We start from the raw sequence: 12,831 nt of genomic DNA, 5'->3' as shown, positions 1-12,831 counted from the left end.
CTTATGAAAAAATTATTAGCAATTTTAGGCACTTTAACAATTTCAATTAGTAGTTCAAGTTCTGTGATAGCCTGTCAAACTTTAAATAAAGTTAGTAAGGTTAGTAAAGAAGTTAAGTCTCTAGCTGAAGTTTTTAGTTACTACGGAAGAGCACTTATCCTAAACCAAGAAGAAAATATTAACTTAAACTATACAATGGATCAATATAAAGGTTCAAAAGCAGATGATTTACTTAAAAATTATAAAGGTAATTCAAGCACTAGCTTCAACCAAGTCTTAAATTCAACCTTTGGTAAAGGAACCAATTTTAATAATTTTATTAATGATACCAATGGAGATAATAATGTAAAAAATAATAAGGGTTCTAAGCCCCAAAGTAGTATTTCAACAACCTTTGCAGGACTGGTAAGTACTGCTTTAATTGTTTTTGGTGGTGGATTTAACCAGAGAACAGCTAGTACTCTAACAACAATTCTAACAAGCGATGCCATAGGAAGTGCATTAGGTGAATCTGCATATAAAACAATTAGTGGTATTTTATCAATAAGTAATATTAACGTCTTAAATGAAATATTTGATTTTAGTGAACTAGAGGGTAAAACTCAGCAATTTGCGATTCATTATTCAATTAATCAAATTACCTTAGCTTTAGCTCGTCTAACCAAAACAAGTATTCAATATGATGGTAAAAATGATTTAACATCAACTACCCCTATCAATAAAAAAGGTGACAACGCAACAACTATTTTAACTAATATTATTAACGGATTAATTGATGGATCTAAAAAAATAAGCTTGCAAGATGGTGATTTAATTTACATTATTTCTAAAATTGGTAATGCACTTTTAGTTATTTTAAAACACTTGGAATCCTATTCTGAATATTGTAATTTGGATGTAACCCAAGTAACTGATTCGGATCACATTTTTAGTCAAAAGGATAAAAATTTAGTAGTTTTAAACAAAGTGAGAAACTCTAACTTTGATGCTAGTGGTCATTTAGATTTTGAAAAAATTTCTAATGTATTGCAAAGTTTCTTCCCAGATCCAGAAACAGATGTTAATGGTTATGGTTTACAAAAATTATTTTCAATTTTACTCCAAGTTGAAGATAAGAAGACTTACACAATTTCCATTTCAGATACAATTATAGGTAGAGGTACTAGAGTTGCGGGATTTACACCAATTATAAACGCCTTAGCAAATTCAATAGCAAAAATAGCTAGTGAAAAGGCTAATCCAATAGTTAACAAAGCTGTCAATAAAACCGTTACTTGTTTATTTGATTCTTTATCTACCCAAGGTGAACTTATTATTTCATCAAACATTGTTAAAATAATTAACGGTATTGCCCCAGGATTAGGAACTTTGGCCGCAAATAATGTCAGATTTATCTATCAAAACTTATGATCAGGAAAATTAATACCCACCCTGTTTGGATTATTAAAACTAGATATTCCATCAGGAAAAGAAGCAAATTTTGCTAACCTAAGATCGCTTTTAAGTAACAAAATTAGTGAGATCACTGAAGTATTTAAAACAAACTTACCTTTAGAACTAATTTTCTTGCAAGACTCTAGACTTACAGATATTTTTAAAAAGTTCGCAAATAACTACAATACCAAAGGTAAAAGTAATTTAAATATTAATAAAATTAAAAACTTATTAGATCCTTTAAAAGATGAGTACTTTATTTATAATGCTCTAGATCAACAAATTAACGATCAAGGTAAATTGGATAATAATTTTAAAGTTCAAACCCTACCAGCTTTAATTAAGTTAAACATGAATAAAGGTTGATATTTAAAAAATGCTAAAAATCCTGGAAGTAAGATTTTGGTTAATGATTTATTAGGAATGCCTAAATTAGCTAGCGAAGGCTTTGTAAGTGGTTCATTTTATGAAAAATTAGAAGATTTGCTTAAAAATGATAAATCAAAAAATGATTACACAGCTAACACAATTAAAGATACGATGTCTGGACTACAATATGTTTTTGAGAAAACAAATAAAAAAGCTGCCGCTTTAGAAAAAGATGTTTACCTTCCATTAGTTTTTTCAAATTCATTTAAGTTTAAAGAAATATCTGCTAGAAATTATTTAGTTGGCGAAAGACCCGAAATTGATTTTGTTCTTCGTTACGATAAAGGAAAAACATCTTCTAGAGGAGCCCAAAAACAATATGTTGATTATAGATTCGTTTTCATTCAACGAGACCCATTAAATGAAACAATTGAAAATTCATCATTGTGAACAATTAAAAGTATTCATAGAATTTAAAAAGTACTCAAATGAGTACTTTTTTCTATATTAAATTTATTCTCTTAAAGTTGCATTAAAAATTTCTCTTATTTTAGTGTTATAACACAACTTTAATTCTCTTTGCAAATTTTTTTGATCTTTAAATTTCAAAAATATTTTCTTGTGTCTAAAGTCATATTCTACTTTTGAAATTTCTTTAATTTCAATTAATTCAGAAACTAGAATTAACCAATCATCAGTCTTTACAATTTCGATTGAATTACTTTTAATTGAAATAAAAATTATTTCAAAAATTATTAAAATTACGTAGACCAAAAAAGTTGACTGAAAGAGATAATTAAAAATTATATTTTTATAAATTAAGAATATTGTGGCAAAAGATATTGAAAAAATAAAAATTAATATTAATGAAATCGGCAACAAAATTAATATTAATAATTTTAGAAATTTATTTACTATAAAAATATTGTCCCTTTTCATTTTTCTAACTTGAATAATTCTTATGTATAAATTAACTCAGAAAAAAATCATTACTAATGAAATTAAAATTGAAAATATTAATCCACTTAAAACAAAAAGCTGATTTTGATTCATATTTTCGCCCCATTCTATATTAAATTCTTCAAGAAAAAGAATCACTCTAATTTATCTGTGATCAATTTGTAATTTGAATTTTCAGTTAAAATTGAAATACCAATTTCGTAAGACCCATTAATGTTAAATATTCTATGATCAATTTTTTTTATTTCAGACAATGGAATTTGCAAAAAACCCTCACTATTTTTTAATAGTAATCTAAAATTTGTAAGAAGTAATTCTCCATCAATATCAAATCCTAGATACTTTATCTTTTTAAGCGAGTAGTTTTCTTTAAGAATTTTCTTATCAAGATAAATTTCTTCCTTATTATAAATTTCATTTTTATTGCTTGTGTTATTTTTTTTGGTTTTTATCTTTTCTTTAAATCCAACAATCTTTTCCATTTTATATAAAAGCGTTTCATTTTTAGGGAGTGGGTATTCACAAGTGTAGATTATATTACTATTTAAGAAGTTTTGTTCTGATGACTTAATGATAGAATTAAATTCTTGCTGAATTTTTTTATAACTTTTATGACGAATTTGGTATTTTAATGCCATAATTCCAGTTACTAGCAAAGAAACTAAATAAATTATAAATAATACTAGCAAAGTTATTCATTTTAATGACATCTATAAGTCCCCTCTTAGAAGAAGTTGCTCCCCTTGTTGAATCCTGCAAAGAATTTCATTTTAATAAACTCTTGACCTACTTTAGGACTTTCAAATCTAAACTTATTCAAGGCACTATACAAAACTTTTTCATCATGAGAAAGTTTTGTTCACATTTTCTTGGAAATTAAAATGTTTTAGAGAGAATTAATGAGTTATTAGTCACTCAAGGCTCTAAATTTTGAGCTTTTTCTTCGTTTATTTCACTTCATTCCTCAAAATATTTTTTAATTTTTTCAGATTTTTTAAGATACATAAAGCTTACAAAAGTGCTTTTCTTACTTTGAATTACGTTAATAACAGCCATTTCCTCATTAATTAAGGGATTATTAACAGAATTGATCACAGTATAACTTTTTGGAGTTACTTGAAAGTTAATTAAATCTCTTATTTGGAAGTTATCTTGTTTTTTTAAATCATAATCTACAAATGAAATAGCCGATAAATTGTTATTTTTTATTGCTTCAAAAAGATTTGAAAATATATCCCTAATTTCTTTAACAGAATTAATTATCTTTCTCATTTTAAATACCATCATCGCTTGATATCCAGTCTTGGTAACATTTAAATAATTATTAATAAATTCTTCGTATAAAGTATAGTAAGTGACCTCTATTTTAATCTTTTTATAAATCACTGTTCTAAGATTGAATAGAGCTTTTTCTAACTCAGTTGAATTAATACCAATTTTTAAATTATTTTGTGAAGTTGCAGTGTCATGTTCTGCACACAAGCCGTAAAAATTAAAAATATCACTTACCAATGGATTGAAGAAATTTTCACCCATTGTAAATTTTGAATCAATGATATTTTTCTTGGCGGTAGATAAAAATTCATTTTTATCTAAATCAATATCACTAAATAAATTATTTTCGACTGCTAAATTTTTGCAATCAGGAAATTGACATTTTGAATTTTTATTATTTTTTTCAATTACTTTAGATAAAATTGGTTCAAGATTTTTTAAATAAATTTTATAGTTTTCTTCTGAATCCAAGCTTTCAACAAGTGATAAATATTCTATTTTATCATTTTTTTTCAACTTTGGTTTGCAACAATCACCAAACTTTTTTTCACTCAGACATATACAATTTTCACCCTCTAGAAAATTCCAAAAACCATAGCCATAATCCTCTAGAAAATTAATGTTATCATTGTCTAAAAAATAATTCTCCATAATAGCAGCAACAAAACTGCCTTTATCAGAATCTTTCATTTTATTATCTTGAATTTCACTAAATAGTTTTTCACGATCAATTTCTTGAAGTAAATCATTATCTTGTAAATCTTTTTTATTATTCATAATTACTCATCTTTCTATTTAATTAAGAAAGGCGAAATTAATCGCCTAATAATTTATTATATTTTAATCGAAGAATTTTGAATCAAATATAAAATCTTTTTCTTCTTCAATAACAGGTAGATTATTTTTCTTTTTATTCTTGCTTTTACTATCAAATAATAATTCCGTTTCGTTAACCCTAAAGTTTATTCCAACCTTTTCAGATAAATTTTTCTTGGCAAATCAATCATTTTTAATTTGTTGATTAGCTAAAGCATTATTAATATGCAACCCTTCACCTCTTGGACTAAATGCACTTTGTTTTTCAATCAACCTATCTTGACGATGACTTAAGAATTTGTAATTCATTAATAGTTGTAGTGATTTTTGGTCGAATTCTACCTCATCAACTGCTTCAATTAATAATTTCTTTTGAATTAACTCTTCTCGATATTTTCTTTCTTTTAATGAAATTGCCCCATTAAATATTTTTGCATATTTTGGAAAGTCCACAGCAACTGCGGCGTTATTTTCCAAAAGAAGCTTTTGAATTTCATAACCATTATTTATTGTTCTAGTTGAATATAGTCATTGCAAATCTGATAAAAAGTAATCATAAACCATTTCAAAAAAATTCATTTTAAACTCGGGATAATCAACAAAAAGCTGAAATGAATTAAGTCAATTTTTAATATTTTTATTTTCTAAATAGAAATCTTGATTATCAGCATAATTTAAAATATCTCCATCATCAATATTGTAAACTAATCTAGCTAACTTACCGATAAATTTATTGTCATAAATAAAAGTTGCACGAATTAATTTTAAATATTCCAAGTGCTGATCTTTTAAAATAGAAGAAACTGGTTCTTTTTTTAAATTAAAGTATGCTTTTCTAAATTGAGCCACCGCATTAATACCAGCTCCTGCAAGAATTTCTTTCTTTGTTAAATTTGGTTTAATAAATTTAGCATAATGGTTTCCCAAAACCAGCGTTTTCTCTTTTTTGAATGTTAATGGCTTTAATTTAACAACAGGAAAAACGTATGGTCAATACACTTTTATTTGAAACATAAACTCAGTTGAATTAATTGGTTTTAATCCATCAGATTTTAGTTGATTATTAAATTGCTCAATTTCAATGTCATCAAGACTAATTAAGCAATCAATTTCCAAATCCATATTCTTGCTTAAAGAAGCAAACTTTGGATAAAATTTTTCAAAAGAAATAGTATAACTGTATCAAGCTCCGTTAACAATTTCTAATAATTGTGAAACAACGTCGGTCTTACTCTTTTTAACCTTTGCATTTAAAAGTTCACCATTTTTATTAAATTTTAATTCCTTTGTGTCTGGAGTGATAAAATTCTTTGCGATTATTTTATTTATTAACATTTTGTCACCTCATAATATCTTTGATAATTATATCAAATTTTAGCTTAAAAGTCCATTTCTAGTTTTGGCATAATTCTAATAACGATTTTTTATGTAAATGAATATGCTTTAAATCTATGGTTAATTATAAATAAAAAGATAATCAAAACTGATCACCTCTTAATTTATAATAATTATTTATTCATTTTTTATAATTTCTCCTCTGCTCGATCAGCACTTCTTTTTTCTTTAAGAGCTTTTCTTTCGCTTAAATACTGGAGCTTTTCTTGCAGACGATTTTCTTTAATTTTTAAATATTTATCTGGGTTGTTTTTACGATCTTTAACTTCATGAATTACTCCATCAACAATTAAGTAGATAAGTAATAGAATAGCTACGACCATTAATATTCATTTTGCAGGCAATCATTGCAAGAATGATCCAATTGTGGCAAAAATTGAGTAATCAGTTTCAGCAAACATTAACGCCCCATCTGGTTGGAATGTGAAATTAAAACTTGATTGCATTGCCAAAAACATGACGGGAATAAATGTTGTTATTAAACCATTTACAAATGAACCAAGAACAGCTCCTAAAACTCCTCCCTTGACATTGGCGAATGTAGCAGCAGTTCCCCCAGTAAAGAAGTGATGAACTATTCCAGGAATAATTACTGCACTTATTACTGCAGGGGCTGCACTATTTAGACCAATCGAAATTCCAAAACCAACAATTCCCCCAGCTAGGCTACTTAAAAATCCAATTAGTACAGCGGTTGGAGCATATGCAAAGACTACAGGGCAGTCAACAGCCATTCTAGCTCCAGGAATAAATCTTTTACTAATACCTTCTAATGCTGGCATTAATTCACCAATCATCATTCTAATACCAAACATTAAAACCTCTAAACCAGCAGTGAATTTAAGAGATAAAATAAATACCAAAGCAACGGGTGACTCCCCTGCTTGCAAGATACCGATTTTTTCCATAGCCTCTCTACCTTCGATTGCTCATAGCGAGAAGTAGATTACTGAAAATAAAATAAACATTGTTATTGTTACTGATATTGCAGAATGTTTAAAAATTGAAAGCCATTTTGGAAAATTGATATTTTCAGTAGATTGAATTTTACCTTTTCTTAATTTTCCAACTAGATTTCCGATTTGACCAGCAATAGCAAAACCAAATGAATTACTGTGTCCAATAAAAATTTTATCTGATTTTGTTAGAAATTGCATTTGTTTACTAGTCATTGCTGGGGTCAGTAACATGTAAATCGATATGATGATTGAACCTACAATAATGTAGTATCATCATTCTGTTTCAATACTAATGTTGGCAACTTTAAAAAGAAAAGCTAGAGCAACACAAGAATATAATGCGTGATGTCCTGTTAAGAAAATATATTTAAATTTAGTCACTCTGGCAAGGGCGACATTTAAAATAATAGAGATAAGCAGCATAAACGAGGCCATCGTCGCTACATCACTTACAGTAGCTAAAATATTAATAGCCAATGGGTCAGAATTTGGTAAAACTCCATGGATACCAAATAGTTCTTTGAAACCCGCTGAGAATTTAACCAAGACATCGGAAATAAACCCTCCCCCTGCTTGTAAGATTAGAAACCCTAAAGCGGCTGTTAGTGTTGATATGATAGAATTTGTAAAAGATTTTCTTTGTAGCAAGTTACCCAATAAGGCAAAAATACCAATTAAAATTGCCGGGAAACCGAAGAAATCTTTTAAAAACGATGTAAATTCAGCCATATAACTCCTTTTCATTTGAGTTCAAATAAAAAGTTAGTTCTGTATTAACCCAACTAACTTGAAAGAAATATTAACTTATTGTCTCAACTTTTTCGGGTTTGCCACTATTTAAAGATTGTTTAGCTGCTTTTGCAATTTTTTGAGCTTTAATTCCGTCCAAGAAATTTGGACTTGTTTCAGTATCATTTGTAATAGCTTCAAAAAATAGTTTTGTTTCTAAGAAGTAAGCTTCTTTATATCTTTCTAAGAAAAATCATTGTGGTTTTGAAGAAATGACACTTTCAGCATTGGCTAAGCAAATATTTTCTTGTAAATTATTTTTGACATTTAATTTACCCATATTACCAAAGGCTTCAAGTCTTTGATCATAACCATAGACCGCCTGACGACTATTATCAATTGATCCAATTGCTTTATTTGCAAATTTAAGAGATATAATTGCAGTATCAATGTCATCCACTTCAGCGATTGCTGGGTTAACTAATGCTGCTCCGTTTACATAAACTTCTTCAACTTCTGAATCAGAGATAAATCTCATCATGTCAAAATCATGAATTGCCATATCCATAAAAATTCCCCCAGATTGTTTAACATAGTCTAGACTTGGAGGTTCAGGATCCCTTGAAGTTATATTCAAAATATGTAATTGACCAATTTTATTTTCTAAAATTGCTTTTTTAGCGTCAATAAAATTTTTATCAAAACGGCGATTAAAACCAATTTGAAATTTAACATTAGCTTTTTTGACAGCTTCATAGGCAGCATTAGTTTCCTCTTCAGAAAAACTTATTGGTTTTTCACAAAAGATGTTTTTATTGGCCTGTGCAGCTTTAATTATTATTTCAGAGTGAGTTGTAGTTGGAGTACAAATAAAAATAACATTAACTTCTTTATCATTTAAAATTTCATCATATTCTTTTGCAACTGTTACCCCAGAATAATTTTTAATATACTCATTAATATCTTTGGAAAATGCATCATATACATATTTAACTTGAACACTCTTATTATTAATAATGTTATCTAAATGGAGTTTACCAATACGGCCCAAACCAATAATTCCTACAACATTTTTATTCATTTAAATTCCTCCTTTGGAAAATTAAATATCACAAGTTTTTTTCATATAATTTCTAGCAATCAATGCATACGTAAAGGGATTCGCAACGGCTGGGTCTTGTTCAGCTTCCACTACAATTCAACCACGATATTTGGCTGCTTTAACCTTTTCTACAAAAGGTTTATAATCAAAGATTCCATCTCCTGGAACTGTGAAAACCCCAATTTTAACTGAGTCTAAAAAACTAAGTTTTTTGTCAATTGTTTCTGCTAGTTTGGCTGAGCGAATGTCTTTAAAATGCATATGCTTAATTCTTTGAGAATATTTTTCAAATATTTCAAATGGGTCTTCTCCCGAGTATAGTAAGTGACCTGTATCAAGCAATAGTTTTACTTTACTCTCATCAGTTTCTTTCATTAGGCGATCTATTTCCGAAGTTGTTTGAACTCCAGTTCCCATATGGTGGTGGTATACTATTTCCATATCTTTTTCATGAGCTAAGTCCCCTAAAAGTTCTAGACCAGTGGTCAAAGATTTTCATTGTAAATCCGAAAAAATTGGTTTATCTTTAAAAATCGATTTTGCAAAGTCGCCTTGAATGCTATGACCTTGTTCTGAAACAACAATTACCTTAGCACCTAAATCATAGAGAAAGTCGCGGTGTTTAATAAAATCTTTCTTAACTTCTTCAAATGGTTTAGTAGTTAGATAAGCGCTAAATCAAGCACTAGCAACACTTAAATTTCTTTGGTCCAAATAAACTTTAAGAATTTTTGGATCTTTTGGATACTTGTTTCCAATCTCTGTGCCTTGAAATCCCGATAAAGACATTTCGCTAATACATTGCTCGAAAGTATTTTCCGAACCCAATTCTGGCATATCATCATTTGTTCAAGCAATAGGAGCAATTGCTAATTTAATTTCGTAGTCATTTAACATGAAATAACCTCTACTTTCTTTGTTAGTATTTTCTTATTTTTTCTAATTCGTCTTTGATTTTTTTGTTAGCTACACTTACCTCGCTGTTTATACTTGTTTCAGGGACTCCAACATGTCATCATCCCCCATAATTTTTTGACATTGTTTTTGGCAATACTTTAATTTCTATTAAAGTTGATATAGAATATTTTAACGCACTTGAAATAACTGATTCTAAATTATCAATTTTATTAATTTTAAAAGTTCGCATTCCATAACCTTCACCAATTTTTGCATAGTCAATGTTCATTATTTCATTATTACAATCCAACAACTCTGTACAAAAACTTTTACCACCATTATCCATTTGCAAATTGTTGATACAACCATAACCTGAATTATCAAACAAAACTATATTTATTTTGTAATGATATTGCAAAGCGGTTACAAGTTCTGTATGCATCATTAAGAAACTTCCATCTCCCACAAAAGCATAAACTTCTTTATCTGGATTTGCAATTTTAACTCCTAGGGCAGCGGCTATTTCATATCCCATGCAAGAATAGCCGTATTCCATGTGGTAATTATTTTTATATTTGGGCTCAAAAAGTCTTTGAAGGTCACCTGGCAAACTACCAGCCGCACCAACGATAATACTATTTTCAGGCAGAATTTCATTTAATCTTACAATTATTTGTGATTGAGATAAATTTGTGTTTAAAGTTTGAGAGTATTGTTTAATTTTTTCATCACTAAATTGATTTTTTATTTCAATTAATTCATTTGTTTTTTCTGAAATGTTTTTTATTCTTTCAATTTCAATTGCCCAAGTTTTTTTTCACTCAATTATTTCATCATTGTAGGTTGATTTGTAATTAGGTAATTTTGCTAACAATTTTTCTAAGGTTAATTTTATATCGCCAACTACACTAAATCCATCGATTTTCATAGATTGAAATCGATTGATATTTACATTAACAACTTCAACATTGACGTTGGAAAATGATTTTTTTGAATTTGTTGTGAAATCTGTTAGTCTAGTTCCTAAATTTATAACTAAATCAGATTTGTAAACAGCTTCATTGGCGATTTCGTTTCCAGTTACACCCACACCTCCAAGTAAATTTTTAAAATTAAAGGGGATGGCAGATTTACCAGCTTGAGTTTCTACAATTGGTATATTATATTTTTCGCTAATTGTTTGAACTATTTGGTTAGCCTCAGAATACTTCACACCACCACCAAGAGTTATTACAGGTCTTTTAGAATTCAAAAGCAAATTGCTAAATCTATCAATTTCATATTCATCAGGAATTATTCTTTTCATATAATGAATTCTCTTTTTGAAAAAAGACTCTTCAAATTCAAAATATTTATTAGCAACATCTTGAGGTAAACAAATTGTTGCTGGTCCTTGTGATTTTTGATCAGTCAGAACTTCAAATGCACGAATCAAAGCTGACATTAATTGCTGAGGTTGATAAATTCTATCAAAATATCTTGATACTGGTTTTAAACAGTCATTAACTGTGATCAAATTACTACTTTCAACTTCTATCTGTTGTAAAACCGGATCGGGTTGTCTTGAAGAAAATGTTTCACCAACAAAAAACAAGACAGGCAAATTGTTTACAAATGCAGTTGCAGCAGAGGTCACTAAGTTTGTAGATCCAGGCCCAATTGATGTTGTTACTGCAAATATTTTACGACGTAATTTTTCCTTAGCAAATGCAATTGCCGAGTGAGCCATTCCCTGCTCGTTTTTTCCTTGAATTATTTTCAAATCATGTTCGGTTTCTTCCATGGCGATTCCTAATCCCAAAACATTACCGTGTCCAAAAATGTTAAATATTCCTTCGACAAATTTGCTTTCTTCACCATCAAATCAAACATATTGATTATCGATGAATTTTACAATTGCTTGTCCAACAGTAAGTTTAATTAACTTCATTTTTTTCACCTTCATTTAATTTTATAAACTCTTTGATTTTTTCAAGAGTGGGCATGGATTCTGAAGAACTATGGGAGCTTACAACAATTGCTGCAGCGGCACTACCAATAATTAATGACTTCATAATTGTTTGATTTGTGATATACCCATATAGAAATCCTGAAGCAAAAGAATCGCCTGCTCCAAATGTTTTCAATACTTTTGTTTTAAAAATTCCCGATTCAAATATAGTCCCATCTTTGAGAAATGCTTTTGAGCCTTTTTCACCATGTTTAATAACAACCAGATGAGAATTTCGATTCAAGAAGTACTCAGCGATTTCTAAGTCTGAATATTTATTTTTAATAAATATTTTATCAAATTCATCACGAGTACCTATTATAATTCGTGAATGAGAAGCAACCAAATTATAGTATATAGAAGTTTCTAATTCGTTTTTTCAATTGTATGGTCGATAATCCAATTCAAAAATAACTTCAATAAAGTTTTCTTCACAAATTTCAATCAATTTCAGAGCAGTTTCTCTTGAAGGACTAGAACATAAACTTGTTCCAGAAATTAATACCATTTTTGTTGTTTTTATAAAATCTTCATCAAGTTCACTTGGTTTGATAAATAAATCAGCAACTTTTTGTCGATACATCATGATACTACATTCTTCTGGACTCAATATCTCAGTAAATGTTAAACCAGATTTATGGTTATCTCTATCCCATACTATTCCATTTGTATTTATTTTCTTTTTCATTAGATAATTATTTATAAATCGTCCATGTTGGTCGCTTGATAGTTTACCTATAAATCCGACATTTAATCCCAAATTAGCACAACCAATGGCGATGTTAGCTGGTGATCCTCCAACATATTTTGCAAATGTTTTAGTTTTTTCCATCGGAACATTAATTTCTACAGAGTTCAAGTCAATACAAGCTCTACCAAAAGTTATTATGTCTAATCCGTTCATT

The 12,831-nt window shown here is 28.6% G+C and carries 11 protein-coding genes; 1 reads left to right on the top strand and 10 read right to left on the bottom strand.

All coding sequences use genetic code 4. The annotated features are described in order from the left end of the window. Window positions 1–3 precede the first annotated feature (3 nt). Window positions 4–2,280 carry an MOLPALP family lipoprotein gene (locus SALLE_RS02485; RefSeq protein WP_115558060.1) on the top strand — a complete coding sequence of 759 codons (2,277 nt, stop codon included), beginning with the start codon at window positions 4–6 and terminating at the stop codon, window positions 2,278–2,280. A gap of 36 nt (window positions 2,281–2,316) precedes the next feature. On the opposite strand, the gene SALLE_RS02480 is transcribed toward SALLE_RS02485, so the two are convergent. The 10 genes from SALLE_RS02480 to iolC form a co-directional block, all read right to left on the bottom strand. Next, window positions 2,317–2,856, bottom strand: coding sequence for a hypothetical protein (locus SALLE_RS02480; protein WP_115558059.1), 540 nt, complete (start codon window positions 2,854–2,856; stop codon window positions 2,317–2,319). 14 nt (window positions 2,857–2,870) lie between these two features. Continuing rightward, window positions 2,871–3,473 carry a hypothetical protein gene (locus SALLE_RS02475; RefSeq protein ID WP_115558058.1) on the bottom strand — a complete coding sequence of 201 codons (603 nt, stop codon included), beginning with the start codon at window positions 3,471–3,473 and terminating at the stop codon, window positions 2,871–2,873. Between the two features lie 14 nt (window positions 3,474–3,487). Beyond that, window positions 3,488–3,628, bottom strand: coding sequence for a hypothetical protein (locus SALLE_RS05945; protein ID WP_162807933.1), 141 nt, complete (start codon window positions 3,626–3,628; stop codon window positions 3,488–3,490). 11 nt (window positions 3,629–3,639) lie between these two features. Next, window positions 3,640–4,815, bottom strand: coding sequence for a hypothetical protein (locus SALLE_RS02470; protein ID WP_115558057.1), 1,176 nt, complete (start codon window positions 4,813–4,815; stop codon window positions 3,640–3,642). Window positions 4,816–4,878: 63 nt separating this feature from the next. Next, a complete protein-coding gene (locus SALLE_RS02465; RefSeq protein WP_115558056.1) occupies window positions 4,879–6,189 on the bottom strand; it encodes a hypothetical protein in 1,311 nt (436 codons plus the stop codon). A gap of 188 nt (window positions 6,190–6,377) precedes the next feature. Next, entirely contained in the window at window positions 6,378–7,937 is a 1,560-nt protein-coding gene (locus tag SALLE_RS02460) for a PTS ascorbate transporter subunit IIC (RefSeq protein WP_162807932.1), read from the bottom strand. Window positions 7,938–8,007: 70 nt separating this feature from the next. After that, complete coding sequence (gene iolG, locus SALLE_RS02455; protein ID WP_115558054.1) at window positions 8,008–9,018, bottom strand: inositol 2-dehydrogenase; 1,011 nt, start codon at window positions 9,016–9,018, stop codon at window positions 8,008–8,010. A 21-nt stretch (window positions 9,019–9,039) separates the two neighbouring features. Next, complete coding sequence (gene iolE, locus SALLE_RS02450) at window positions 9,040–9,936, bottom strand: myo-inosose-2 dehydratase (RefSeq protein WP_115558053.1); 897 nt, start codon at window positions 9,934–9,936, stop codon at window positions 9,040–9,042. 22 nt (window positions 9,937–9,958) lie between these two features. Beyond that, on the bottom strand, window positions 9,959–11,866 hold the full coding sequence (iolD, locus tag SALLE_RS02445) for a 3D-(3,5/4)-trihydroxycyclohexane-1,2-dione acylhydrolase (decyclizing) (protein WP_115558052.1): 1,908 nt from the start codon (window positions 11,864–11,866) through the stop codon (window positions 9,959–9,961). Then, window positions 11,853–12,830, bottom strand: a complete 978-nt coding sequence (gene iolC, locus SALLE_RS02440) for a 5-dehydro-2-deoxygluconokinase (RefSeq protein ID WP_115558051.1) — start codon at window positions 12,828–12,830, stop codon at window positions 11,853–11,855. The genes iolD and iolC overlap by 14 nt, the downstream gene beginning before the upstream one ends. Window position 12,831 lies beyond the last annotated feature (1 nt).

The organism is Spiroplasma alleghenense, assembly GCF_003363775.1.
Lineage (GTDB): Bacteria > Bacillota_I > Bacilli_A > Mycoplasmatales > Mycoplasmataceae > Spiroplasma_B > Spiroplasma_B alleghenense.
The sequence above is the reverse complement of the archived record's forward strand: the minus strand, read 5'-3'. Positions and strand labels throughout refer to the sequence as shown.